This is a genomic window from Streptomyces sp. SBT349, assembly GCF_001083795.1.
GTDB lineage: Bacteria > Actinomycetota > Actinomycetes > Streptomycetales > Streptomycetaceae > Streptomyces.
On record NZ_LAVK01000094.1, the window covers coordinates 1 to 23,218 of the forward strand.

23 protein-coding genes are annotated in these 23,218 nt (G+C 71.9%); 6 read left to right on the forward strand and 17 right to left on the reverse strand.

Features of this window, described 5'->3' with window-relative positions; translation table 11 throughout:
• Positions 1 to 142: 142 nt before the first annotated feature.
• Complete coding sequence (locus ADY01_RS14180; RefSeq protein WP_420715702.1) at positions 143 to 685, reverse strand: GNAT family N-acetyltransferase; 543 nt, start codon at positions 683 to 685, stop codon at positions 143 to 145.
• Positions 686 to 707: 22 nt separating this feature from the next.
• Positions 708 to 1,673: a sulfotransferase family protein gene (locus tag ADY01_RS14185; RefSeq protein ID WP_267888432.1), complete on the reverse strand. Its 966-nt coding sequence runs from the start codon at positions 1,671 to 1,673 to the stop codon at positions 708 to 710.
• Positions 1,674 to 1,784: 111 nt separating this feature from the next.
• Here ADY01_RS14185 and ADY01_RS14190 point away from each other — a divergent pair, with 111 nt between their 5' ends.
• From ADY01_RS14190 to ADY01_RS14200, 3 genes are read left to right on the forward strand one after another with little or no spacing between them, the layout of a single operon-like run.
• Positions 1,785 to 3,053, forward strand: a complete 1,269-nt coding sequence (locus ADY01_RS14190; protein WP_049571846.1) for an NAD(P)/FAD-dependent oxidoreductase — start codon at positions 1,785 to 1,787, stop codon at positions 3,051 to 3,053.
• Positions 3,054 to 3,056: 3 nt separating this feature from the next.
• The gene (gene nirB / locus ADY01_RS14195) at positions 3,057 to 5,657 is read left to right on the forward strand and encodes a nitrite reductase large subunit NirB (protein WP_049571851.1); all 2,601 of its coding nucleotides are present in this window, start codon (positions 3,057 to 3,059) and stop codon (positions 5,655 to 5,657) included.
• Complete coding sequence (locus ADY01_RS14200; RefSeq protein WP_049571854.1) at positions 5,654 to 6,010, forward strand: nitrite reductase (NAD(P)H) small subunit; 357 nt, start codon at positions 5,654 to 5,656, stop codon at positions 6,008 to 6,010. The genes nirB and ADY01_RS14200 overlap by 4 nt, the downstream gene beginning before the upstream one ends.
• 49 nt (positions 6,011 to 6,059) lie before the next feature.
• On the opposite strand, the gene ADY01_RS14205 is transcribed toward ADY01_RS14200, so the two are convergent.
• The 10 genes from ADY01_RS14205 to ADY01_RS14250 all read right to left on the reverse strand — a co-directional run bounded on the left by ADY01_RS14205 (position 6,060) and on the right by ADY01_RS14250 (position 14,754).
• Positions 6,060 to 7,520, reverse strand: coding sequence for an MFS transporter (locus ADY01_RS14205; protein WP_234320226.1), 1,461 nt, complete (start codon positions 7,518 to 7,520; stop codon positions 6,060 to 6,062).
• Positions 7,521 to 8,095: 575 nt separating this feature from the next.
• A complete protein-coding gene (locus tag ADY01_RS14210) occupies positions 8,096 to 8,962 on the reverse strand; it encodes a nuclear transport factor 2 family protein (protein ID WP_234320227.1) in 867 nt (288 codons plus the stop codon).
• 18 nt (positions 8,963 to 8,980) lie between these two features.
• Positions 8,981 to 9,841, reverse strand: coding sequence for an aromatic prenyltransferase (locus tag ADY01_RS14215; RefSeq protein ID WP_234320228.1), 861 nt, complete (start codon positions 9,839 to 9,841; stop codon positions 8,981 to 8,983).
• Positions 9,842 to 9,903: 62 nt separating this feature from the next.
• Positions 9,904 to 10,152, reverse strand: coding sequence for an acyl carrier protein (locus ADY01_RS14220; protein ID WP_063784223.1), 249 nt, complete (start codon positions 10,150 to 10,152; stop codon positions 9,904 to 9,906).
• Positions 10,153 to 10,183: 31 nt separating this feature from the next.
• Positions 10,184 to 11,197: a beta-ketoacyl-ACP synthase III gene (locus ADY01_RS14225; protein WP_049571875.1), complete on the reverse strand. Its 1,014-nt coding sequence runs from the start codon at positions 11,195 to 11,197 to the stop codon at positions 10,184 to 10,186.
• A 3-nt stretch (positions 11,198 to 11,200) separates the two neighbouring features.
• On the reverse strand, positions 11,201 to 12,199 hold the full coding sequence (locus ADY01_RS14230) for an AvrD family protein (RefSeq protein ID WP_049571877.1): 999 nt from the start codon (positions 12,197 to 12,199) through the stop codon (positions 11,201 to 11,203).
• A 71-nt stretch (positions 12,200 to 12,270) separates the two neighbouring features.
• Complete coding sequence (locus ADY01_RS14235; protein WP_049571880.1) at positions 12,271 to 12,690, reverse strand: nuclear transport factor 2 family protein; 420 nt, start codon at positions 12,688 to 12,690, stop codon at positions 12,271 to 12,273.
• Positions 12,691 to 12,712: 22 nt separating this feature from the next.
• Complete coding sequence (locus ADY01_RS14240) at positions 12,713 to 13,309, reverse strand: flavodoxin family protein (RefSeq protein WP_049571883.1); 597 nt, start codon at positions 13,307 to 13,309, stop codon at positions 12,713 to 12,715.
• A 75-nt stretch (positions 13,310 to 13,384) separates the two neighbouring features.
• Positions 13,385 to 14,131: an AAA family ATPase gene (locus ADY01_RS14245; protein ID WP_234320229.1), complete on the reverse strand. Its 747-nt coding sequence runs from the start codon at positions 14,129 to 14,131 to the stop codon at positions 13,385 to 13,387.
• A 380-nt stretch (positions 14,132 to 14,511) separates the two neighbouring features.
• Positions 14,512 to 14,754, reverse strand: a complete 243-nt coding sequence (locus ADY01_RS14250) for a hypothetical protein (RefSeq protein WP_049571886.1) — start codon at positions 14,752 to 14,754, stop codon at positions 14,512 to 14,514.
• A 255-nt stretch (positions 14,755 to 15,009) separates the two neighbouring features.
• Here ADY01_RS14250 and ADY01_RS14255 point away from each other — a divergent pair, with 255 nt between their 5' ends.
• Complete coding sequence (locus tag ADY01_RS14255) at positions 15,010 to 15,996, forward strand: universal stress protein (protein WP_049571889.1); 987 nt, start codon at positions 15,010 to 15,012, stop codon at positions 15,994 to 15,996.
• Between the two features lie 19 nt (positions 15,997 to 16,015).
• On the opposite strand, the gene ADY01_RS14260 is transcribed toward ADY01_RS14255, so the two are convergent.
• From ADY01_RS14260 to ADY01_RS14275, 4 genes are all read right to left on the reverse strand, one after another.
• Positions 16,016 to 18,451 carry a glycoside hydrolase family 65 protein gene (locus tag ADY01_RS14260; protein ID WP_049571908.1) on the reverse strand — a complete coding sequence of 812 codons (2,436 nt, stop codon included), beginning with the start codon at positions 18,449 to 18,451 and terminating at the stop codon, positions 16,016 to 16,018.
• Between the two features lie 18 nt (positions 18,452 to 18,469).
• Positions 18,470 to 19,228, reverse strand: coding sequence for an HAD family hydrolase (locus tag ADY01_RS14265; protein WP_049571891.1), 759 nt, complete (start codon positions 19,226 to 19,228; stop codon positions 18,470 to 18,472).
• 93 nt (positions 19,229 to 19,321) lie between these two features.
• The gene (locus ADY01_RS14270) at positions 19,322 to 20,002 is read right to left on the reverse strand and encodes a helix-turn-helix domain-containing protein (protein WP_049571894.1); all 681 of its coding nucleotides are present in this window, start codon (positions 20,000 to 20,002) and stop codon (positions 19,322 to 19,324) included.
• Position 20,003: 1 nt separating this feature from the next.
• The gene (locus tag ADY01_RS14275; RefSeq protein ID WP_159001202.1) at positions 20,004 to 20,234 is read right to left on the reverse strand and encodes a hypothetical protein; all 231 of its coding nucleotides are present in this window, start codon (positions 20,232 to 20,234) and stop codon (positions 20,004 to 20,006) included.
• Positions 20,235 to 20,495: 261 nt separating this feature from the next.
• Here ADY01_RS14275 and ADY01_RS14280 point away from each other — a divergent pair, with 261 nt between their 5' ends.
• Complete coding sequence (locus ADY01_RS14280) at positions 20,496 to 20,723, forward strand: hypothetical protein (protein WP_199826229.1); 228 nt, start codon at positions 20,496 to 20,498, stop codon at positions 20,721 to 20,723.
• Positions 20,724 to 20,884: 161 nt separating this feature from the next.
• On the opposite strand, the gene ADY01_RS14285 is transcribed toward ADY01_RS14280, so the two are convergent.
• Positions 20,885 to 21,910 carry a hypothetical protein gene (locus tag ADY01_RS14285; protein ID WP_053170820.1) on the reverse strand — a complete coding sequence of 342 codons (1,026 nt, stop codon included), beginning with the start codon at positions 21,908 to 21,910 and terminating at the stop codon, positions 20,885 to 20,887.
• 218 nt (positions 21,911 to 22,128) lie between these two features.
• Here ADY01_RS14285 and ADY01_RS14290 point away from each other — a divergent pair, with 218 nt between their 5' ends.
• Positions 22,129 to 23,151, forward strand: coding sequence for a methyltransferase (locus ADY01_RS14290; RefSeq protein WP_049571899.1), 1,023 nt, complete (start codon positions 22,129 to 22,131; stop codon positions 23,149 to 23,151).
• Positions 23,152 to 23,218 lie beyond the last annotated feature (67 nt).

Here is a 23,218-nt window from a genome sequence, read left to right on the forward strand (position 1 = left end):
CGTCAGACTGTGACGATTGCTTATTTACCTCAGTCGTGTCTCTCTGCCTTCCATCTTTTTTTTTTTTTTAAATTACCCGCCCCCCACCGAGCTCTACACTCTCCTCTCCGTCGGCAGCGTCAGTTGTGTAAAGAAGACACCCTCACCACACATCCCCGTCCCGCCAGTCGCAGACCAACTCACCGAACGGATCGAGAGGAAGCCGCACCGGAAGGACGTACACGCCGTCGTCCTCGTCCTCCGTGCGCACGATGCCGAGCGGGGTCAGGGCGAACGTCGGGCCCTGCCAGGGGAGCCAGCCCCGGCCGCCGTACAGGCCGCGAGCCGCGTCGGACGCGGAGAGTGCGCCGAGGTCGTAGGCGCCACGTATGACCCGTTCCAGGGCGGCCATCAGCGCCACGCCGTGGCCCCGGCCGCGGTGGTCCTTGTCGACGCCGACGCCCTCCACATAGCCGGTGCGCAGGGAGCGGCCCGCGTGCAGGACGCGGCGCTGGACGACCGAGGCGTGGCCGACGAGTTCGCCGGCGTCATAGGCCAGGGCGTGCATGCCGCCCAGGGCGTGTTCCCAGTCGAGGTCCGCGAGATCCCCTTCGAAGGCCCGGTCCAGGAGGTCGCGCACCGTGGTCAGGGTGGCGGTGTCCAGGTCGGCGGTGTGGGCGGTGCGGACCTCGGTCATGTCCTTCATCCTTGCAGGTGGAGCGGGCGGGTCAGGTGGCTTCCGCGCGGGCGAGGGCGAGCGCGCGGGCGCCGGGGGCGCAGGCCGCCCGGAGGGGGGCCAGCTCCTCCGGGGACAGGCGCCGGGACGCGCCCGAGCGGGAGCGGTCCAGGAGCGGGCGGGCGGCGGCGAGCCAGTCGGGGGCCGGGTCGGCGCCTACGAACACGGCGAGACGGGCGAGTTCACCCTCGGGGTCGGCGAGCAGGTCCTCGTAGGACAGGAGCATGCCGCGCCCCGCCGGGAGCCCTTCGAGGTGGGTGAACCCCTCGATGATCAGCTCGGACCAGAGCTGTCCGAAGTAGGTCAGGGGCAGTTCGAACTCGTCCGCGAGCAGGCGGGGGGGGTCGGTGGTGATCTCCCCGTTCCTGCGCAGCAGGGCGATCAGGCGGTAGCCGACGTGGCGGCTCATGGAGAGCGCGCAGTCGGGGCCCTCGCGGTACAGGTGAACGAAGCGGGCCTCGGGGAAGGCCGCGCGGAGGGTGGGTATCCAGCCCACCGAGTAGCCGGAGCGCTCCACCGCCACCCGGGCGCCGAAGCGCTCGCACAGCAGGCCGAAGAAGGCGCGGTGGTGCTCGGGCGCCGGGCGCGTGGGCCAGCCCGTGATCTCGGGGGCCAGGTCGCGCAGGACCGCGTCCGGGTCGTCTGTGAGGTGCGGCAGGACCGTCAGGCGCAGCGCCGGGCTCCCCGGCTCCGGCAGCAGGAACTCGGGCATCGCCACGCCGTCGCGGATCATGGCGTCGAACGCGGGGCTCGGTTCGCCGAACAGCCGCCAGAACTCCTCGCCGCTCATGGGCTGTTCGGGAAACGCCCGCTCGGGCGACATGAGCGCGGCCAGCAGTTCGCTCAGGCTGAGGATGTCCGGGTGCAGGCGCAGGATGCCGGAGAGCAGGGTCGAGCCGCTGCGCCCGGTCCCCACGACGAACGTGAGGGGCGGGGAGGAGGCCGAAGGAGTCACCACGGGCGCAGCGTAGCGGGCTCACAGCCCAGGAGCGGCCGTGCTGAGCGCAGCGTTGCCCAGGTGAAACGGCAGTGATGCCGACGGGTAACAGCCTCACCGCACGCTCGGTGCATGCCTGGTTCCGGTTCCGAGACGCGCGTGGTGGTTGTGGGGGGCGGGATGGCCGGTGCCCGCCTCGCGCAGCAGCTGGCCGCGGGCGCGGGAAGCTCCGGGATCGCGGTCACCGTGCTCGCCGAGGAGCCGCACCCGGCCTACAACCGTGTCCTGCTGGCGGAGGTGCTGGCGGGCCGGTACCCGGCGGAGGTCATCGCGCTGCCGCGCCCCGGCGCGGGCGTGACCTGGCGGCCGGGGGCGCGGGCCGCGGCGCTCGACCGGGCGGCGAGGGCCGTCCTGTGCGAGGACGGCACGGCCGTCCCCTATGACGCCCTGGTGCTGGCGACCGGGTCGAACCCGGTGCTGCCGCCGCTGCACGGCCTGGGGACGGCCGGCGGCGGCCGACTCCCCGACGGCGTCCACCCGTTCCGCACGCTGGACGACTGCCTGGCGCTGGACGCCTGCCTGACGCCCGGCGCCGCGGCGGTGGTCGTGGGCGGCGGGCTCCTCGGCGTCTCGGCCGCGCGGGCGCTGGCCGAACGCGGCGCCCAGGTGGTGCTGGCGCACCAGGGCGAGCACCTTCTCGAACGCCATATCGACGCGGACGCGGCCTCGTTGCTGTCCGCGCACCTGACGGCCCTGGGCGTCGAGGTCCACACCGCGTGCCGGGCGCGCGGCGTGCTGACGGACGCGGCCACCGGCCGGGTCACCGGCGTGGAACTGGCCGACGGCTACCGGCTGGACGCCGCCCTCGTGGTCCTCGCCTGCGGCGTGCGGCCCCGCACCGGCCTGGCGCGTTCGGCCGGGCTGGCCCTCGGCGCGCGGGGCGGGGTCGTCGTGGACGACCGGCTGCGCACGCCGGACGACCCCCGGGTGTACGCGCTCGGGGACTGCGCCGAGCACGCCGGGGTGGTGCACGGCCTGGCGGGCGCCGCCCAGGAACAGGCCGACGTGCTGGCCCGGGTGCTGGCCGGGGACCGGGGGGCGCGCTACGGGGGAACGCGGGCGCTGGTGCGGCTGACGCTGCCGGACGGGCCCGGCCCCGGACCGGTCGATCTGGCGGCGTTCGGCGAGACGACGCCCGCCCCCGGCGACGACGTGGTGCGGCTCGCCGACGCCACGCGCGGCGCCTACCGCAAGATCGTCGTCCGCGGCGACCGCCTGAGGGGCGGCATCCTGCTGGGCGACCTCGGCGGCGTCGGCGCGCTGGCCCGCGCCTGGGAGGGCGACGAGCCGCTGCCCGCGACACCGCTGCTCCACCTGCTGACCCACGACGGAGGGTACTGACGCATGTCCGCCGCCACAGAGACCATTGTCCTGATCGGCCACGGGATGGTCGGCCAGCGCTTCCTCGAAGAGCTCGCCGAACGGGGGTTGACCGGCGCCACGCGGGTGGTCGTGCTCTGCGAGGAGCCGCGGCCCGCGTACGACCGGGTGCACCTCACCACCTACTTCACGGGCACCTCGCCCGAGGAACTGTCGCTGCTGCCCGAGGGGTTCGCCGAACGGAACGGGATCGAGCTGCACGTCGGCGACCCCGCGGTGGCCGTGGACCGGGCGGCGCGGGTGGTGACCTCGCGCTCGGGCGCGGCGTTCCGCTACGACACGCTGGTGCTGGCCACCGGCTCGTACCCGTTCGTTCCCCCGGTGCCGGGGCGGGACAGCGAGGGCTGCTTCGTCTACCGGACGATCGAGGACGTGCGCGCCATCGAGGCGTACGCGCGGAACCGCGGCACCGGCGTGGTGGTCGGCGGCGGGCTGCTGGGACTTGAGGCGGCCGGGGCGCTGAACGGCCTCGGACTCGCCACGCACGTCGTGGAGTTCAACCCGCGGTTGATGGCGATCCAGGTGGACGAGGGCGGCGGCGCGGCGCTGCGCCGCACGGTGGAGGGGATGGGCCTCACCGTGCACACGGGCGTCGGCGGGCAGGAGATCCTCGCGAACGACGCGGGCGAGGTCACCGGCATGGCGCTGTCCGACGGTTCGGTGGTCGAAGCGGATCTGGTGGTCTTCTCGGCCGGGGTGCGCCCGCGCGACGAGCTGGCCAGGGCGGCGGGCCTGGCCGTCGGCGAACGCGGCGGGGTGGCCGTCGACGAGCGGTGCCGCACCTCGGACCCGGACGTCTACGCGATCGGCGAGTGCGCCCTCGCGGCGGACGGCATGGTCTACGGGCTGGTGGCGCCCGGCTACGACATGGCCGTGACCGCCGCCGAGTCCATCGCCCGCGGCAGGGACTCCGCCACCACGTTCCTGGGCGCCGACACCTCCACCAAGCTGAAGCTGCTCGGCGTGGACGTGGCCTCCTTCGGCGACGCGCACGGCAGGGCCGAGGGGTGCCTCGACGTCGTGTACGCCGACTCGCGCTCCGGCGTGTACAAGAAGCTGGTGATCGCCCGCGACGGCACGCTGCTGGGCGGGGTGCTGGTCGGCGACGCGGACTCCTACGGGCTGCTGCGCCCGCTGACCGGGAGCGTTCCGCCCGCCGCGCCCGAGCAGCTGGTGCTGCCCGCGGGCCTCGCCCCGCCCACCGCGCTCGGCCCCTCGGCGCTGCCGGACGACGCGGTGATCTGCAACTGCCACCACGTCACCAAGGGCGTCATCCGGGCCGCCGTCGCCGACCAGGGCGCCGCCACCGTGCCCGAGGTGAAGACGTGCACCAAGGCCGGTACGTGCTGCGGGAGTTGCCTCAAGGTCCTGGGCGAGCTCGTCAACGACGAGCTGGCCGCGTGCGGCGTCGCGGTGGACACCGGGCTCTGCCCGTGCTTCTCCCACACCCGGCAGGAGCTGTACGAGATCGTGCGGGCGCTGCGCGTCACCTCCTACCGCGCGCTGCTGGACGAGCACGGTCGCGAGGCGGCGCGCGGCGGCGACGGCTGCGACGTGTGCAAGCCCGCCGTCGCCTCCATCATCGCCTCGCTCGCCCCGGCGATCGGCGCGGGACGGCATGTCCTGGACGGCGAACAGGCCGCCCTCCAGGACACCAACGACCACTTCCTCGCCAACCTCCAGCGGAACGGCTCCTATTCGGTCGTCCCGCGCGTGCCCGGCGGCGAGATCACCCCGGAGGGGCTGATCGTGATCGGCGAGGTGGCCCGGGACTTCGGCCTCTACACGAAGATCACCGGCGGTCAGCGCATCGACATGTTCGGCGCGCGCGTGGACCAGCTGCCGCTGATCTGGGCGCGGCTGGTGGAGGCGGGCTTCGAGTCGGGGCACGCGTACGGCAAGGCGCTGCGGACGGTGAAGTCCTGTGTGGGCTCGACCTGGTGCCGCTACGGGGTGCAGGACAGCGTGCGGATGGCGATCGACCTGGAGCTGCGGTACCGGGGGCTGCGCTCGCCGCACAAGCTGAAGTCGGCGGTCTCCGGCTGCGCGCGGGAGTGCGCGGAGGCGATGGGCAAGGACTTCGGCGTGATCGCCACGGCCTCCGGCTGGAACCTGTACGTCGGCGGCAACGGCGGCGCCACGCCGCGCCACGCGGACCTGCTGGCGCAGGACCTCTCCGACGCCGAACTGGTGCGGCTGATCGACCGGTTCCTGATGTTCTACATCCGCACGGCCGACCGCCTGGAGCGCACCTCCGTGTGGCTGGAGCGGATCGAGGGCGGCCTCGCGCACGTGCAGGACGTGGTGGTGCACGACTCGCTCGGCATCTGCGACGACCTGGAGGCGCTGATGGCCGCCCATGTGGCGGGCTACCGCGACGAGTGGGCGGACACGCTCGACGACCCGGAGAAGCTGCGGCGGTTCATCTCGTTCGTCAACGCCCCCGACGCGCCCGACCCGATGGTGCGCTTCGTCGCCGAACGCGACCAGATCAAGCCCGACTTGACCGTACTCATCGGCCCGGAGCTTCCGGTCCGCACGCTGGAGGGGAGCGGAACGCCATGACGGTGCTGACCGGGACGACGGTGCAGATCGAGACGGCCGAGGGGCGGTGGCTGACGGTCTGCGGGCTGGCCGACCTGACGCCGGGGCGCGGGGTGGCGGTGCTGCTGCCGGACGGCAGGCAGGCCGCGGTGTTCCTCGACAGCGCCGGACGCGTCCACGCCATAGGCAACCGTGACCCGTTCACCGGCGCGGGCGTGCTCTCCCGGGGCCTGCTCGGTTCAACGGGCAACGGCGGCGCGCCGTTCGTCGCCTCGCCGCTCCTCAAGCAGCGCTTCGACCTGACCACCGGCGCCTGCCTCGACGACCCCGACCCGGCCATGTCGGTACCGGTCTACGCCACGCGCCGCGCCTAGGACCGGCCGCGGGGCGGCGGCTTCGACGGCCGCCGCCCCACGGCGGCGCTCAGGTGGGCGCTCCGCTGGGGGACGGCTCGGTCGCCGCTTCGCCGGAGGCCGCCTCGGCGGCCTCGGCGATCGGGTCGCGCATCTCGCCGCTCACCTTCTCCAGCAGCGCCAGGACGAGCACGGCCCCGACGATGAGGATGCCGGCGCCGATGCGGAACGCCAGCGCGTACCCGTCGGTCTGCGCGACCTGGGGGAGCGTTCCGTCCGCGACATGGTCGTCCACGTAGCGGAAGGCGAAGGGGACCAGGGTGGCCAGGCCCAGCGCCGCGCCGACCTGCTGCATCGCGGTCTGGACGCCGGAGGCCAGACCCGAGTCCTGCCCGGTGACCTCGTGCAGCGCCCCGTTGATCAGGGCCGGGTAGGCCATCCCGTTGCAGAAGCCGAACAGGATCAGTCCGGGCATGAACCCGCTGACGAATGACGCGTCGGGGGAGAAGCCGGCGGCGGCGATGAACAGGGCGATGGCGCCGCCGAAGGAGGCGATGGTCATCACCGCCTTCACGCCGACGCGTGGCATCAGCACGGTGGACACGCCCGCGCCGAGGAACGCCGTGATGGTCAGCGGGATGTAGGCCAGCCCGGTCTTCATCGGGGAGTAGTCGTGCACCTGCTGGACGTACAGGGTGAACAAGAACATGTAGGTGAAGAACGCGGCGAAGAAGGCCACGCTCACGATGTTGGTCGTCACCCGGGTGCGGTTGGCGAAGAACCGCAGGGGGATCATCGGGTCCGGGGTGCGGGACTCCCACACCACCATGAAGACCAGCAGGGCGACGCCGCCCAGCAGCGGCAGCAGCACCCGCCCGGAGCCCCACGGGTGGTCGGCGGCCTGGAGCAGGCCGTACACCACCGCGACCAGACCCCCGGTGGCGGAGACCGCCCCGACCGAGTCGAGCCGGCGGCCGTCGCGGACCATCCGGTTCTCCGACATCACGCGGGGCACCATGATCAGCGCGATCACCGCGATGGGGATGTTGATGAAGAAGATCCAGCGCCAGCTCACCAGGTCGGTCACCATGCCGCCGACGACCGAGCCGACCGCGCCGGCCACCGCCGACAGACCGCCCCAGATGCCCAGGGCCTTCATCCGCTCCTTGCGGTCGGGGAACAGCACGGGGATCAGCCCGAGCGCCGCCGGTCCGGCCAGCGCCTCGCCCAGGCCCTGGACGAAGCGGCTGGCGACCAGCATCCCGGAGGCGGTGGCGGCGCCGCACGCGGCCGACGCCAGGCCGAACACCAGCACACCGGCCATGAACACCCGCCGGCGGCCGAACATGTCGGCCAGCCGCCCGCCCAGCAGCAGGAACCCGCCGGCCACCAGCACGTAGGCGTTGACCACCCAGGGGAGACTCTCGTGGGAGAAGTCCAGGTCGGCCTGTATGTCGGGCAGCGCGACGTTCACCACGGTGATGTCCATGATGAGCATGAACTGCATCGCCGCCAGTACGGTCAGCGCCATCCAACGCCGGGGGTCGGCACCGGCGGGGCCGTCGGCCCCGCTGTGTGAATCTTTGCCCACGGTACTCATTGCCTTACGTCTCCTCTGAGTGATCTGTGGCCGAAGAAGGCCGTCCGCGCGGAGCTCCCGCCGGCTCACCGGCGCGGTGGCCGGGCCGACGGCGTCGTTGCGGCAGTGCGTGCCAGCGCGCAGGGGCGGTGGCGGCGATGAGGGCATCGGAGGGGATCCAAGGCCGGTGAGGTGGAGTCGACGGTTCCACCTCGGCGGGAAGCGCGCCGAACGCGCGTCGGCCAGGGGCCGCGACCTGGAGATCATGTGGCCCCGGCTGCCCCCGCCTCACCGGTGAACAGGGCTCCCGGATCCCCCAGGAGCCACAGCTCACCCGCGGATCCTCTCACCGCACGGACGCGGGAGGGCGACTCTCGGCCAACCGCTCGCGCCGCCCGGTGGGCGAACGAGCGGTGCCCCGGCCGGAATTGTCGATCATGTCCGCCCCGGCGGCCCGGGCGGGCAGGCCGTCCCGCACCCCCCGGAAGTGCGGGACGACGGCTCGGGCACCGCCCCGGCCGGGTTCGTCAGTCCGTCCCGGCGGCCGGATCGCCGAGGGCGTCGATGACGTCCTGGAAGCGACGCGGGTCGAAGTAGTCGTGGTAGGCGCTGATCAACCCGTCCTCGAACCGGAGGACCGCGACGTGGTCGTTGCTGTACTCCGCACCGTCGGCGAGTTTGGCACGGACCCGGTACTCCACGGAGACCGCGTCGGAGCCCACGGCCGGGAGCACGCCGGTCAGTTCGGTGTCGAACGTCTCGTACGCCGGGAACAGGTCCCGGTAGGCCGCGACGATCTTGTCCTTGCCCTCGATCAGGGACGGGAACCCCTCGGGCGCGTACGGCATGGTGATCACCCCGCTCTCGTGCCAGAGTTCGCCCCACGCGTCGATGTCCTTGTCGTGCAGCAGCGCGAAGAACCGGCGCGCCGTCGCGGCCTTGGCGGAGAAGATCCCCAGGAACGCGGCCGTGTCGACGTGCTCCGTGAACTCCGCGATCCGCTCGCCCTCCAGCCGGAAGAGCGCCACCCCCCGGTTCCGGTAGGTGCCGCCGGCGAGCATGTCGATCTCCAGCGTCCAGGTGGCCAGCGTCTTGTTCGGATCGCCCATCGGTTCGGCGTCCCAGGTGAGCCGCGTCTCGCCGAAGAACCCGAAGAACTGGCCGAGCCCGGCCACGATGGTGTCGCGCCCGGCGAACTCACCGGGAACGCCGTCCGGGGTGACCGGGATCCGGTACACCGCGTCCGCCGTCCAGAGCCGCCCGAACGCGTCGATGTCCTTGGCCTGGAGGGCCCGGTAGAAATCCCCCACGACGCGAACGCCGCGCCGGCGCTGCTCGTCCCCACTCGCCTCCGCACTCCCCGGCATACCTGTCCAATCACTCTGATCAGTCATGAGCTCGATGGTTTCCTTCTACCTGAGGATGTTCTTCAGGACTTCCCACTGCAAAGGCCCGAACTGGTAGTACGACCCGGCACTGAACCACTGCTCGTCGGGCGACCACTTGATCATCTGGATACTGAAACGCTCACCGTCGTAGGTGTACGGAGAGCCCGTCAGGAATCGGGTGATCTCCGGTTCCACGCGGGGGGTGATCACCGGCCGGTCCAGGCGGCGGGCGAAGCTGATCCGCTCGATCCTGGGAGAGTCCCAGCTGAAGGTGGTATAGACACGGAACGATTTACCGGAGGACTCCAGGAACTCCTCCTCCGGCTCCGGCACTCCGATCTCGCGAAGCATCGACCGGATGGTCTCCGGGTCGATTCCGGTGGGGAACGTGAAGTACGGGTTCATCGTCCTGCGCCGGTAGTCGATCGCGATCATCGTCACGTTCTCCAGGCCATGACGGGCGAAGAACCCCGCGTTCTCGCCCAGAGCACGCGGCATGGACGGGATCTCGGCGAGCGCGGGCACCGTCTGCAAGTCCCGGGGGAAGTGCACATAGATCTTGTTGAGGCCGCCGACGACGCCGCAGTCGATGAGGTATTCGTTGACGGTGCACTGCTTCTCGATGTCCGCGAGCAGTTCCCCGACGGGATGATCCGTCTCCGGTAAGAAGCCCTTCGACACGGCATGGGCATAGGGGTCGTCGATCCCCGAGGCCACCTGGATGGTGAGATCAAGGTCTCCCGCGTGCGCGCCGGTCGACGTGCTGAAGATGATCCCGCCCTCGAACGGCCCGAATCCCATGAGGATCGGCCAGACCTTGTCGCGGGAGCAGGGTACGTTCAGCAGTCCTGCCGTTTTCTCGATGGCCGCGTATACGTCTTCCATCACAGCGGCTCCGGACATTCATCCTCCAGGTAGCGACATGAACGCTTGCGTGAAACAGGGGGTCAACCGCCCATGACCTTCGCGGACAACAGCTCGGCGACCTTGGCCGCGGTGCCGGCGGCGACCAGTTCGTCGCCGGCCACTTCGACGTCGTACTGCTTCGTCAGCATGACCGCGAGCTCGACCAGGACCAGGGAATCCAGGTCGAGGCTCTCGAAGTCGGTGTCGACCGCCGTATCGGCGGGGACCTCGAACTCGGTCGTCAGGATGTCGAGGATCAACTCGGGTTCTATGGCAGCTCGGGTCGTCATGGCCGGTCCTTTCCGGGGAGTGACAGTGCGGTCAGGCGGGAGTGATCTGCGGCCATGTGAGGGCGGCGGACGCCCAGCACAGGCCCGCACCGAAGGCGGTCAGCAGCAGCCGATCACGCGGGAGGAAACGGTTCTGCGCGGCGGCGTCGGCCAGTGCCAGCGGGATGGAGGCGGCCGAGGTGTTGCCCACCTGTTCGATGTTGGAGACCACGCGCCGCTTGTCCAGGCCGAGTTGCTGGGCCAGGGCGTGCAGGATGCGGAGGTTCGCCTGGTGGCCCACCAGGTGGTCGAGCTGATCGACGCTCCAGCCCGCCGTGCCGAGCACGGCGGTCGCCGACTGCCCCATCCGGCGGACGGCCTGGGCGAAGATCTCCTTGCCGCGCACGTGGAGGAACCGGTCGTCGGGAGCCGCCACCTGACGGGAGGAGCGCTGCCGGGAGCCGCCCGCCGGGATGGTCGCCAGGTCCTTGCCGGTGCCGTCCGACCCCAGGTCCACCGTCAGGATCGCACCGGGCTCGTCGGCGGTTCCGCTCCGCAGCACGACGGCACCGGCACCGTCGGCGAAGATCACCGCTGTGGTGCGGTCGGCCGGATTGATGATGGTGGAGAGCGTCTCCGCGCCGATGACGAGCACCTGCTCGGTGTGACCGGCCGCGATGGAGGCCGCCCCCGTGGCCAGCGCGTAGACGAACCCCGCGCACCCGGCCGCCATGTCCACGGCGGCGGGCGTGCCCAGGCCCAGCCGGGTCGCCACCTCCGGCGCCGTGGCGGGGCAGGGGTAGTCGGGGGTCGTGGTGGCCAGGATCACCATGCCGACGGCGTCCGGTGCCCCGTTCGCCGCCGACTTGAGTGCCCGCTGGCCCGCCTCGACGGCGAGGTCGCTGGTGGACACTCCGGCATCGACCCAGCGCCGCTCCCGGATGCCGGTCCGCTTGTGGATCCACTCGTCGCTGGTGTCGAGCCGGCGGGACAGTTCTTCGTTGGTCATCCGGCCGGGGGGCAGATAGCTGCCCAGCCCGGCGAGGACGGCGGCGCGAGCGCCCATCGTCTACTCCGTCCTCAACGGGTCGCCCGGCCGGGAGGCCGGCAGCAGATGCGCGACGCTGGCCCGCGCCTGGACGCCGTGGAAGCTGCCGATCACCTTGGCCGTTCTCCAGGTGCCCTCCGGGGAGGGCAGGAGCAGGGGCCGCTCCAGCGCCGCCGTCACCTCGTCCTCCCGCCCCGCGGGCGCGGTCCCGGCCGTGATGCGGGTCCGCCGCATCCACAGGGTGTTGCTCCGGGCGCGTTCGAAGCCGTCCAGCGCGTAGAGGAGGACCTGACCGAGCTGCAAGGCTGCGACGAAGGCGTCGATCATGGTGGCCGGGGCGTCCGTGGGGACGGTCCCCTCCCGGTCCGAGGCCAGGGCGACGCGGGCGGACGCCCGGGGATCGGCGGTGCCCTCCGCCGTCACGCTCACCGCGGTGAGCAGTTGCTGCCGCGCACGGTGCGGTATGCCGTACGGCGCGGTGTTCCAGGGCCCGGGAAGCTCGTCCTCCCCGTCGTACCCGCGCGTGGTCCCGACCTGAGCGCCCCCCGCGCTGTGCCGGGCGTGCACCCGGGCCGACAGCGATCCGATCCGGCAGTCCACCGTGGTCGAACCCTCCTCGCCGTCCCACTCCGCGGCCACGAGCCGTCCGCTCACCGGGAACTTCGCCAACTCGTCCTCGTCCGGGCTGCTCCCGGCCTTCATGTCGATCGACTGCACGGCGAAGCGGGCGTCCGGCGGCAGCCCGAGGGCGTGCGCTGCGTACAGGCCGGTGAGCTGGGCGCCGAAGAGCATCAGGTCGATGGTGCTCAGGTGGGGTTTCTGGCTCTCGTCGCCCTTGCGCGACCAGAGACCCGGGATGGAGATATGAGCCGTGGCCTCGATGCCCCCGACACCTTCGGCTCCCGGCGATACGGTGATATGTCTCAGGGAGTGCTCGACGCGCTTGAATCCCTCGCCGAGGAACCGGCTGTCTCGCGGACCGAGAAAGTCGTCAATGGACGCGAGTTCCAGGGATGGCACAGGCGATCCTTTCTAGCCGAGGAACCGCTGCCCGTCCCCGTTCGGCCGGAGCGGGCAGCGCACTCGGTAGGTCATTCCGTGAAGGCTTCGGCAATTGCGTGGCTGTCTTCATACATGTGGTAACGCGTGATGGCGCCGTCCACGACCGACAGGTGCAGGGCGTAGCGGTTGCGGAACTTCTTTCCGGTGGCGACGACGCCGAAGACGCTGTCCGCCGTCACCACCGCCTCCTGACCGTCGACGATGCGAGCGGTCACGGCGAAGCTCTCCGGCGCCGTGAGCACCTTCGGGAAGGTCTCGAAGAACGCCGAGATCTCCTCCTTGGTGGACCGTGTGCCCGTCCACGGCACGCTCGGGCTCCCGGCGACCCGGAAGTCCACCGTTTCGGCGAACAGGTCGAGCAGGCCCCCCAGATCACCGGAGCCGAACCTCTCGAAGAAGGAGTCCAGGGTCGCGTGGGTGGACGTGGCCTGCTGCTCTGCGGCTGTCATGTGCGAAATCTCCGTTCGTCTGCTACTGAATCCCCAGGGCGGCGCGCCCCGCGAGGAAGATCGCCGTCTGCTGGGCGACGCGGGAACCGAGATGCTCCGCGGTGGCGATATCGGCCTTGTGTATGGCATCGACGGAGAGGTCGCCCGAGGTGGCGGCGGCGGCTCCGTTGAAGTACCCGAGGCGGTTGAGGTCGTTCTCGCTCTCGGTGCTGAGGTGCCAGCCCGGGTGCAGGCCGAGGTTGATCCAGTGCATCTGGTGCTGGGCGGCGAAGGTCGCGAAGTAGGCCAGCGTGTGGTGCTTGTCCCCCGCCTTGCAGGCGGCGTGGGTGAAGCCGGCCCCGATCTTGTCCTTCCAGACCCGGGCTCCCCAGCGCTTGTTGGTCGACTCGGCGAACATGTGGAACGCGCCGGAGGCCGACCCCATATGAGTCGGCGAGCCGAACACGATCGCGTCGGCCGTGTCGAGGGCCTCCCACTTCTCGTCGTTCATGCCCTCGACGACCACCATGGTCACCTGGGCCCCCTCGACCTCGGCGCCGGCCTTGACGGCATGCGCGATCACGTCGGTGTGGCCGTGGCGGGAGTGGTAGGCAATAGTGATTCTGGACGACTGATCCATCGCTTGTTCTCCTCTGGGCGGACTCAGCTGTTCTTCTCTGCCGGATTCAGGACCCCGGGAAGAGCGCGCACCGGTTCACGCGCCGGCGGGGACCCGCTCGGTCTCCATGCGGAAGTCCTGCCGGGCGTAGTCACGCCGGCCGAGCTCTATCGCCTCGGCCGTACTCATCACCGGCTTCAGATCGAAGATCCCCGCGATGGTTTCGAGGCGCTTCTCCATGGTGCCGCTGACCACGTGGTACGGAATGTCCAGCTCGTCCAGCGTGGCGAGCAGCATGGTGTCGATGGTCGCGCGGAACGCGTTGTTCATCGGCCGGTGGCCGTCCACGTCTATCGGCAGTTCGTGCCGCAGATGCACATACGCGTCGAAGGTGTTCTTGACATGGTGTTTGAATGCCTGGCCGTACTGATCGACGACAGCGCTGAAGAAGGCCATCTCCTCCGTGGTCTCGGCCGCCCGGCCACCCTCGTTCTCCGCGGTGGCGTTCGGGTTCATGCCGTGAATGGTCCGGCCCACCCCGTACAGCCATTCCTGGAGGGATGATCCGTCGGAGATGAAATTGTCTCCCAGCAGGGCCTCATGGACGGCGCGGCCGGTGTGACGGCGGAGCGTGAGCTGGAGGAACTGCGCCGGCTGCACATCCGCGAGCCGGACGCCGGGGAGAGTCTCGGGAAGGATTTCGCGAATCGTTCGGGCGAGGGTTCGCGGCATCCCTGTGTAGTGCGACAAGGCCATCACCGTCGAGGTCTTGCCCGAGGAGTAGGTGCCAGATACAGATATTTTCATGGATCTCCGACTCCCGCTTGTCAGTGGGTGGTTCACCGAGTTCCACATCGCGGTACGCGTCTGTGCCGGGCCGGGTACGTCGCGGCAGGGGTGCGTGCGGCGGGCACCGGGGTGCCTGGGACCTGGGAACGGCACCCGCGCCCGCACGGCCGAGACGACACGGCGTCTCATCACAGGGGTGTTCGGCGGGGGTTCGGCGCCGGTCGGTCCGGCGCCGGGACGGCAGAGATGCGTCGCACGCGCCAACGGAGCTGCCCGGGGCCGTCAACGGCCATAACGAGCCACACTCAGGGGAACAATTGTATGTATAGATTCTTCGTGACGGGTTGTCAAGATCCGGGTGCCCGGACAGCCGCGAGGGCCGGGTCGCGTGGCGCGACCCGGCCCTCGGTGGCGGAACGTTGCTCGTTACGCCGTTAGTCCTTCGTCCACTTCTTCCAGTCGAGTTCGAACTCGAACGCGCTGGCCTTGCAGCCCTGGGCGAAGACCGGGTTGCCCCGGATGACCGCGGCGAAGGTCCCGCAGGCGGCCTTCTTACCTTCGGCCTCGATCTCCAGCTCCTCCGCCGACGCCGAACCGCCGGCCAGGGCGGTGCCGGCACCGCCGAGCACGATGGTCGCGGCCAGGGCGCTGGCCGAGAGCAGGGCAGGGATACGCATGACTACTCCTCATGGGGGGTGGCGTTGATACGAGGACCCGAGAAATTCCTGGGCCCCTGCGCCATGGTGCGCAGGGGGCGACGCCATTCCCCGGGCAGCGCGCCGGAAAGCACATCGAACAGCGGACAGCGCCGTTCACCCGCCGGTGTGGTGGTCCGTGTGCCCGCCCGGGGGCGGCCGCGCCCCCCGCCACCGTGCCGGGAGCGGGGAAACGCGGGACAGTGGAGAGGGGAAGGAGCGGAAGGAGCCGAGGTCGTGGGCACAGCGGGAGGACCGGGACACACGGAGAACGCCGCGAGCGAGGCGGGACCTCGCCCCGTGACCGCGGGCGTGGACGGCTCGGCCGGGAGCGTGGCCGCCGCCGATTGGGCCGCGGAGGAGGCGAGGCGCCGCGGCCTGCCGCTGTGCCTCGCGCACGCCTGGATCGCCGAGCCGCTGTACGTGCCGCCGGTGCCCGACGCGGACACGGCCCGCGCGTTCCTCGACGAGGCGGCCACCCGGCTGGCCGCCCGGCACCCGGGGGTCGACATCGGCACCGAGCTCATCACCGACGTGGCGACCGCCGGCCTCGTCGAGCGGGCCGACGCGTCCGAGATGCTGGTGCTCGGCTCGCGGGGGCACGGCGCGATCGTCGGGTTCCTGCTGGGCTCGGTCGGGCTCCCGGTGATCGCGCACGCCGGGCGCCCCGTTGTCCTGGTCCGCGCGAACGCCACCGAGCGCGCCCCCTCGCGGGAGGGCGACCCGGACGCCACCGACGAGATCGTGGTCGGCCTGAAGGAGACGGGCCCGGCCGGTCACCCGCTCCTCGACTTCGCCTTCACCACCGCGGCGGCGCGCGGCGCCGCCGTGCGCGCCGTGCGGGCCTGGGGCACGCCCTCCCTGTTCAGCGCGGAGATCCCCGGCAGCCTGGAGCAGAACGGGCCCGCCGCCGCGGACCTGGAGGCGGTGGAGGTCCGGGCGCTCGGCGAGGCGCTGAAGCCCTGGCGCGAGCGGTACCCGGACGTGCCGGTGACCGAGGACACCCGCTACGGGAACGCCGCCGAGGTGCTGCTCTCGGCCGCCGCGCCCCTGGGGGCGCTCGTCGTCGTCGGGCGCCGGGCGCACCGCCCGGCGCTCGGCATGCGCATCGGACCGGTCACGCACGCGGCGCTGCACCACGCCCGTTCGCCCGTCGCGGTGGTCCCCTACGACGGCGGCGAGGGCGGCGGCGAGGGCGAGGGCGACGCCCGGCCCGCCGCCTGAGCGGGGTCGCCGGCCCGGGTCACCCCTGCTCGGGCAGCGGCAGCACCCGCTCCTGCCCCGGCTCCAGGTCGAAGGCCCTGCCCGCGAGCACCACCCGCACCGGCGACTCCTCCCAGTCCGGGACGCCGATCCACAGCTGCCCCGGCTTCGCCCGCACCCGTACCGCCGTTCCGTGGTGCCGCACCGAGAAGCCGAACTCCGCCAGCTCGGGCACCGGCGCCGGGTCGAGCCACAGCGCGCCCTCCCGGGTCTGGAGCCCGGCGAGCCCCCGCTGCACCAGGTCGAGCGTGCCCGCCATCGCGCCCAGGTGGATGCCCTCCTCCGTGGTGCCACCCTGGAGGTCGGCGACATCGCTGGCCAGCGCGTCCTTCAGGTGCGTCCACGCCGCCTCGTGGTGGCTCCGCGCCAGCACCCACGCGTGGACGACGCCGCTGAGCGTCGAGCCGTGGCTGGTCCTGGTCAGGTAGTGGTCGACGGTCCGGCGCCACACGGCGTCGTCCAGCGTGTAGCCGAGCCGCTGGAAGAGCTCGGCCAGTTCGTCGGGCGCGAAGAGGTAGCCGAGCATGACCACGTCGGCCTGCTTGGACGCCTGGTAGCGGTTGACCGTGTCGCCCTCGGACTCCAGGATCCGGTCCAGTCGCCTGATGTCCCCGTAACGGTCGCGGTAGCCGTCCCAGTCGAGCTCGCGCAGGTCGCCGTAGCCCTCGAACTGGCTGATCACGCCCTGGTGGAACGGGACGCGCAGCCGTCGCGACACGTCCTCCCACCGGTCCCGCTCCTCGGGGGTGAGCGCGAGGCGTTCGAACAGCTCGGAGCGGCGCGAGACGGGCAGCGTCCGCGTCAGGTCCAGGGCGCGGGCCAGGACCCAGGCGGCCGTGACATTGGTGTAGGCGTTGTCGTCGAGCCCCGGCTTCGCGGCCTCGGGGTAGCCCTCGTGGTACTCGTCGGGGCCGACGACGCCCCGGATCCGGTACCGCTCGTGGTCGGCGTCCCAGGTCGCGATGGACGCCCAGAAGCGGGCGATCTCCAGGAGCATCTCGGCGCCGCCGGTGTGGACGAACTCCGCGTCGCCCGTGGCCTGTCCGTAGCGCCACACGTTGTAGGCGACGGCCGAGCCGACGTGGTGCTGGAGGTGGGAGTTGTCCGGGAGCCAGCGCCCGGAGCGGGGGTTGAGGTGCACCTCCGGGGTCTCCTCGCGCCCGTCGCTCCCGCTCTGCCACGGGTACATCGCGCCCTCGTACCCGGCGGCCGTGGCCGCGCGGCACGCCTCGGGCAGCCGTCGGTGGCGGTAGGTCATCAGCGACTTGGACAGCTCGGGGAAGTGGAGGTTGAGATAGGGCAGCACGAACAGCTCGTCCCAGAAGACGTGCCCCCGGTACGCCTCCCCGTGCAGGCCGCGGGCGGGGACGCCGACGTCCAGTTCGACGGTGTGGCGCGGCGAGAGGGTCTGGAGCACGTGGAACAGATGCAGCCGCAGGATGTGGCCCGTCTCCCCCGGCACCTCGAACCCCGACTGGTCCCACAGGTACTCCCAGGCGGCGCTGTGCGAGGTGAGCAGCCCCTCGAAGCCGGGCGCGCGCCGCACCCGGCGGATCGCCGCGTCCAGCGGGCCGCTGATCGCCGGGTCGCGCGAGGTGTGCATGGCGACGGTCTTCTCGACGGTCACCGGTCGTCCCGGGCCGATCGGCAGGGTGAGGAGGTGACCGGCGCGGTGATCGGTGAGCCGGGTCAGGGCCGTTCCCTCGGCGGCCTCGGCGGCGGCCCCGTCGTGCGCGCCCATCCTGAACGACGTGCGCTGGGCCATCACCACGCGCACGTCGGAGGCGCTGGTCAGGCAGCGCAGCCACGCGATGTCGGGGTCCTCGCCGCCGGTGCCCATCTCCGTGAGGTGGTCGCTCTCCAGGTCGCGGTAGCGCGAGACGCCCGTGTTGCGCACCGCGCCGTCGATCGCCGACTCCACCTCGATCGTTCCCGAAAAGTCCTCGGCCGTGAACGTCGTGGTGAGCGCCGCCAGATGAGGGTCGTCCATGTGCACCAGGCGCGACTGCTCGAAGGCCAGGTGCCGCCCGTGCTCGTCCCGGAACCGCACCGAGCGGTTCAGGACGCCGCGCCGCACGTCGAGCGACTGCCGGTAGCGGGCCAGGCCGCCGATGTCCAGGTCCGGCGTGAACCACTCGCCGTCGGGGCCCTCGTCGGGGTGGATGCGGAAGCGGAGGGTGAGCCAGTTGGGCAGGTTGACGATGTCCTCGTGGCTGAGGTCGCGTCCGGCGAGCGTGGTGGTGCGCCGGTTGTACAGGCCCGCCACGTAGGTGCCGGGGTAGTGCGCCTCGCTCGCGCAGGTCTCGGGCGCCGCGCCGCGGGTCGCGAACCGGCCGTTGCCCAGCGTGCACAACGCCTCGCGCAGGCGCTCGGTGCGCGGGTCGTACCCGTCGTACTCCCAGGTCCACTCCGCCATCCGGCCGTCAACCATGGGTCACTCACCCTCCCGCTTCCGCCCGGTCGAGAGGAAGGTGTCCAGGTCCCTGACGACGATGTCGGCGCCGTGGTCGCGCAGGTCGTCCTCGCTGGTGGGACCGGCCGTCCTGTCGACGCCCACCACCATCCGAGACCCTCCGTTCCGGCCCGCCTCGACCCCCGCGAGCGCGTCCTCGACCACCGCCGCCTCACCCGGCTCCACGGACAGCCGCCTCGCCCCTTCGAGGAACAGCGCCGGGTCCGGCTTCCCCGGCAGCCCGAGCCGCGCCATGTCGTTGCCGTCCACCACGGTCTGGAGCAGCGACCGCACCCCGGCCCGGCTCAGCAGGTCGCGCGCGTGGCGCGAGGAGGAGACGGCCGCGCAGCGCACGCCCGCGTCGTGCAGCGCGAGGAGCAGGCGAACGGTGCCCGGGTAGACGTCCACGCCCCCCTCGCTCAGCATGCGGACGAAGATCTGCTCCTTGCGCGCGGCGACGGCGGCCACGGTGCCGGTGCCCGGCTCGTCCTCCGGGCCGCCCGGCGGGGTGTCCAGGCCGCGGGCGGCCAGGAACGCGGCGGCGCCGTCGAGGCGTGACTTGCCGTCGACGTGCCGCCGGTAGTCCTCGCCCGCGTCGAAGGGGGGATCGACCCCGGGCACGGTGTCGAACGCCTCCTTCCAGGCCGAGGCGTGAACGCCAGCCGAGTCGGTGATCACTCCGTCGGTGTCGAACACGACGGCCCGGCAGTTCCACAGCTCAGGCTCCGGCACAGTCACCATCTCTCCATGGGAACCCGGTCCCGCCCACTCCGCCACACGAGCCGGTCCCCCCGGACCACGACCCACGACCCACGAGGGCACGTCCAGTGCCGTCTAGCGCACGTCGTGCACGAGCACGGCGCGGCGCCCCGTCACGCGCGCCGGGCGCAACCGCACCCACAGCGCGCGCCGGTCCGGCTCCCAGGGCCCCTCCCCCACGGCCTCGGCCGCCCGCTCGACCTCGTCCTCCGCGGTGAGCTGGCGCGTCGCCCCCACGACGAGAACGCTCCATCCGACGGACTGCGTCTCGTCCAGGTGGTCGACCTCGAACGCCGTCTCGTCCGCGTCCCTGACGTAGGAGGGGCCGGCGCCCGGCGCGGTGCGGAAGACGATGGCGCCGTCGAGGAGGGCGTAGTTCACGGGGACGATGGCCGGGCCCTCGGGCGTGGAGACGGCGACGCGGCCGATGTGGTGGGAGCCGAGGAGCCGGTGGCACTCGTCCGTGTCGAGCTCGGTGATCCTGGTCCGCCCGGTGTGGTCCGCCGGGTGTGTGGCCCGGCCCGCGGCGGCCTCGGCGCCGCTCAACTCGGCCACGGTGGTCTCCAGGGCGCGGGCCACGCGGGTGAGCGCGCCCAGGCTGGGAGAGGCGGTCCGCTCCTCCAGGTACCGCAGGTACTGCGGGGCGACGCCCGCCCGGCCCGCCACATCCTCCCGGCTGAGCCCGAGTTGCTCGCGCCGCAGCGCCACGCGCCGGCCCACGTCGCTGCCGCCGCCGTGCACCTGACCTGCCACCATGTCACCTCCGGGGCGTCACTCCCCCCCAGGATGGACGCCGCGGCACGGGACCGCTCGCCAGGCAGCTGGGCACGCAGGCCCACAGCCGGAACGGGTAGCCGAACCTCGGATGCCGCACGGTCCCCAGCTCCCGGGCGCGCGCGCCCAGATAGGTGCCGCAGAGGGCACAGCTGAAGCCCATCAACTGGTAGGGACCCAGCCGCTCCAGCGCGGGCGGCCACTCCCCGCTCATCACGGGCAACCCCGTAAACAACCTCGCACAGAACTCCGCACAAAACTGGTCATGTCCAGCACAATGTAGGTCTACCCGCCGATCGGGATCCGACCCCGCGCGGCACCACTCCGCGATCAGTCCGTTACCGTCCGGCTACGCGTGGCCCCCGGCCGCCCGGCCCGTGCGGGCAACTCGGGGGCGTGACCCGGCCGATGATCCCGCGGTGGCGAAACTCCTCCCCCGGCCGCAAGGTGGGATAAATCACCGAAAGGGGACGCCGTGATCGTCAAGAGTCTCTACTCCTGCGGGCTCCGCAGCGAGCACGCCTACGCCGCCGCCTTCGTCAGCATCGGCATGTCCGTCGTGACGTGGGCGACCTCGCTCAAGGCGGAGCCCGGCGCGGACCTCAACCGTGCCGACCGCTGGGGCATCTTCGTGGGCGAGTGGGCCCCCACCTTCTTCGGCCTCGGCATCGCCCTGGCGATGTACGAGAAGCACGCCGACTGACCGGCGCGCGGACGGCGGGCGCGGACCCGGAGCAACCGCGGGCGGACGCGGCGGCGTTGATCGATCCGGTCCCGCCACCCGGCGAACGGGCCGGGGCGATCGCCCCGGCCTGAGCGGTGCCACCAGTGCCTCCCGACCGCAGACCGCCGACCGCAGACCGCTCAGCGGAAGGACGGGACCCGCTCGCGCCAGGCGTTCAGCAGCCGGTCGCCCGAGCCGCCCACCGGGCCGACGGCGTCGGACAGCGTGGCGCGGTCGGGGAGATGGGCCGCGTTCACGGCGGCCACCGCGTCGGCGGCCTCGTCGATCGTGCCGGAGCAGACGGACACCAGGTAGTCGGGCACGGAGAGTTCGGGGTCGGTGCACGCGACGAGCGGCGTGCCGACGGCCGCGACCAGCGGGAAGACGGTGCCGGGGATGCCGATCGCCGCCTCCGCGCGGGCCGAGGCCGTGACGGACGGGTCGGCGCTGATCTCGTACCGCTCCCACAGCGACCTGTCCTCGCGCGGGTGGATCCCGACGAGGATGCGCTTGCCCGCCGCGGCCAGCGCCTCGGCGGCATCGAGCAGCAGCTCGGTCCCCGGCGCCGCGTCCCCCGTCTGGTCCGGGTGCGTGACGCTGGTCAGCACGAGGACGAGGCCGGACTCCGGCCTGCGCCGCGGCAGGTCGTCCGTCTGCGGCGAGCCGACCACCCGCACCGGGCGCCTGGTGCCGAAGTAGCGTGCGAACGCGCGCCCTTCGGCCGCCGACGACGACGTGAACATCCGTATCCGCCGTCGCAGCTCCCGGGCGCGCGGGGCTTCGGCGGGCTGCTGGTAGGCGAGCGCGGAGGCCACGAGCGGGAGGCGGCGGAAGCGGGCCGCGCAGTCGGCGGGCCAGTCGCCCGCGCCGGTGACGACCAGCAGGTCAGCGTGCGGCGCGTCACCGGGCGTCGCGACCGGCACCGGGTCGCCCGGGGCCACCCCGGCGTAGTCCGGGACGAGTTGGGTCAGGTGCCAGCCGCGGCGGCCGGCCTCGTCGAGGAGCGGCGCGACATGGTACGTACCCCACGGCTCGTTGGTGGCGACGAGGACGCGAAGCGGCCGGGAGTGGCGCGCCCAGGCGGCGGATCCCCCGAGCGCTGCCCCGGCGGATCCTCCCAGGAGGCCGCCCAGCATGGTACGGCGCGACAACGGAGTTTCGATCATGACCGGAACCGTACTGTTCCCGATCGACCGTTGCGTGAACGCGCCAAGAACGGTTGTTCCCGCCCGTACTCCCACCCTTTCCGTGCACATTATCTTATCGCTCGACAACATGACGGAAGGAGTTTTCTATTCTTCTATAGGGCCATATTGACAGGTCATCGCACGCTCCCCCCTAATAAATGACGGTCATCCGCCATTCGAGAGTCAGGAAGCACGCGATGACGGCCAATTCCGTGACCGCCAAAAGCGGCACCGCCACTCCGACCGACTTCATCGGTCTGACCAATTCCCTCTGCGACGCGCAGGCACTGCTGAGCGGGCTCGAACTGGGCCTGTTCACCACCCTGCGCGCCGGGCCCGCCGATCCCGAGACCATCCGCACCGCCCTCGGCATCAGCAGCCGCGGGCTGACGGACTGGCTCGACCTGCTGGTCTGCAACGGCGTCCTGGAGCGCGACGGGGACCGTTACCGCAACAGCCCCGCGGCCGACCGCTACCTCGTCCGCGACGACGCCGCCCACATGGGCGACGTGCTGCGGCGACGGCTGTTCCCCGCCCTCTTCGGGCTCACGGACGCGCTGCGCACCGGCACGCCGCACCGCACCGACGAGTTCATGCAGGTGGTCAGCGGGCTGGATGTCACCCGCCAGTTCGCCAGCAGCATGGACTACATCACCGACTCCCTGGCCCCGGAGCTCGTGGCGGCGTACGACGGCTGGAGCCGTCACCGCTCGGTCCTCGACGTGGGCGGCTGCCGCGGCAACGTGGTCTCCCACATCCTCGCCGCCCAACCGCGGCTGAGGGGACACGTCTTCGACCTGCCGATGATGGCGCCCTTCTTCCAGGAGAAGACCGCCGAGCTGGGGCTCGGGGCCCGCATGACCTTCCATCCGGGCGACTTCTTCTCCGATCCCCTCCCCCCGGCCGACGTCGTGGTCATCGGCCATGCCCTGGTCAACTGGGACGCCGACCAGCGGCGGTTCCTCGTCCACAAGGCGTTCGGCAGCGTCAACCCCGGCGGCGTGCTGCTCGTCTACGACCGCATGCTCGGCGGCGCGACCCGCGGCGTGGAGAGCCACAACCTGAGGGTCAGCCTCTCCATGCTGGTGATGACGAAGGGCGGCTCCGGCTACACCCTGGAGGAGCTGCGCGGGCACGCGCGCGACGCCGGGTTCGCCTCCGTCACGCACCAGCCCCTCGGCACCTACGACACCCTCGCCGTCTGCCACAAGGCCGCCTGACCAGCCCGCCACCCCCCACACCACCGCCGGCGCGCGCCCGCACCCCCGCGCCGGCCGTGGTGTGGGG

Excerpts from the sequence above, each read along its gene's own strand:
- ADY01_RS14180 (WP_420715702.1), bottom strand. The coding sequence starts at position 685 with ATGAAGGACATGACCGAGGTCCGCACCGCCCACACCGCCGACCTGGAC.
- ADY01_RS14190 (WP_049571846.1), top strand. The coding sequence starts at position 1,785 with ATGCCTGGTTCCGGTTCCGAGACGCGCGTGGTGGTTGTGGGGGGCGGG.
- nirB (WP_049571851.1), top strand. The coding sequence starts at position 3,057 with ATGTCCGCCGCCACAGAGACCATTGTCCTGATCGGCCACGGGATGGTC.
- ADY01_RS14200 (WP_049571854.1), top strand. The coding sequence starts at position 5,654 with ATGACGGTGCTGACCGGGACGACGGTGCAGATCGAGACGGCCGAGGGG.
- ADY01_RS14205 (WP_234320226.1), bottom strand. The coding sequence starts at position 7,520 with ATGGCGCTGACCGTACTGGCGGCGATGCAGTTCATGCTCATCATGGAC.
- ADY01_RS14210 (WP_234320227.1), bottom strand. The coding sequence starts at position 8,962 with ATGACTGATCAGAGTGATTGGACAGGTATGCCGGGGAGTGCGGAGGCG.
- ADY01_RS14215 (WP_234320228.1), bottom strand. The coding sequence starts at position 9,841 with ATGGAAGACGTATACGCGGCCATCGAGAAAACGGCAGGACTGCTGAAC.
- ADY01_RS14220 (WP_063784223.1), bottom strand. The coding sequence starts at position 10,152 with ATGACGACCCGAGCTGCCATAGAACCCGAGTTGATCCTCGACATCCTG.
- ADY01_RS14225 (WP_049571875.1), bottom strand. The coding sequence starts at position 11,197 with ATGGGCGCTCGCGCCGCCGTCCTCGCCGGGCTGGGCAGCTATCTGCCC.
- ADY01_RS14235 (WP_049571880.1), bottom strand. The coding sequence starts at position 12,690 with ATGACAGCCGCAGAGCAGCAGGCCACGTCCACCCACGCGACCCTGGAC.
- ADY01_RS14240 (WP_049571883.1), bottom strand. The coding sequence starts at position 13,309 with ATGGATCAGTCGTCCAGAATCACTATTGCCTACCACTCCCGCCACGGC.
- ADY01_RS14250 (WP_049571886.1), bottom strand. The coding sequence starts at position 14,754 with ATGCGTATCCCTGCCCTGCTCTCGGCCAGCGCCCTGGCCGCGACCATC.
- ADY01_RS14260 (WP_049571908.1), bottom strand. The coding sequence starts at position 18,451 with ATGGCGGAGTGGACCTGGGAGTACGACGGGTACGACCCGCGCACCGAG.
- ADY01_RS14265 (WP_049571891.1), bottom strand. The coding sequence starts at position 19,228 with ATGGTGACTGTGCCGGAGCCTGAGCTGTGGAACTGCCGGGCCGTCGTG.
- ADY01_RS14270 (WP_049571894.1), bottom strand. The coding sequence starts at position 20,002 with ATGGTGGCAGGTCAGGTGCACGGCGGCGGCAGCGACGTGGGCCGGCGC.
- ADY01_RS14275 (WP_159001202.1), bottom strand. The coding sequence starts at position 20,234 with ATGAGCGGGGAGTGGCCGCCCGCGCTGGAGCGGCTGGGTCCCTACCAG.
- ADY01_RS14285 (WP_053170820.1), bottom strand. The coding sequence starts at position 21,910 with ATGATCGAAACTCCGTTGTCGCGCCGTACCATGCTGGGCGGCCTCCTG.
- ADY01_RS14290 (WP_049571899.1), top strand. The coding sequence starts at position 22,129 with ATGACGGCCAATTCCGTGACCGCCAAAAGCGGCACCGCCACTCCGACC.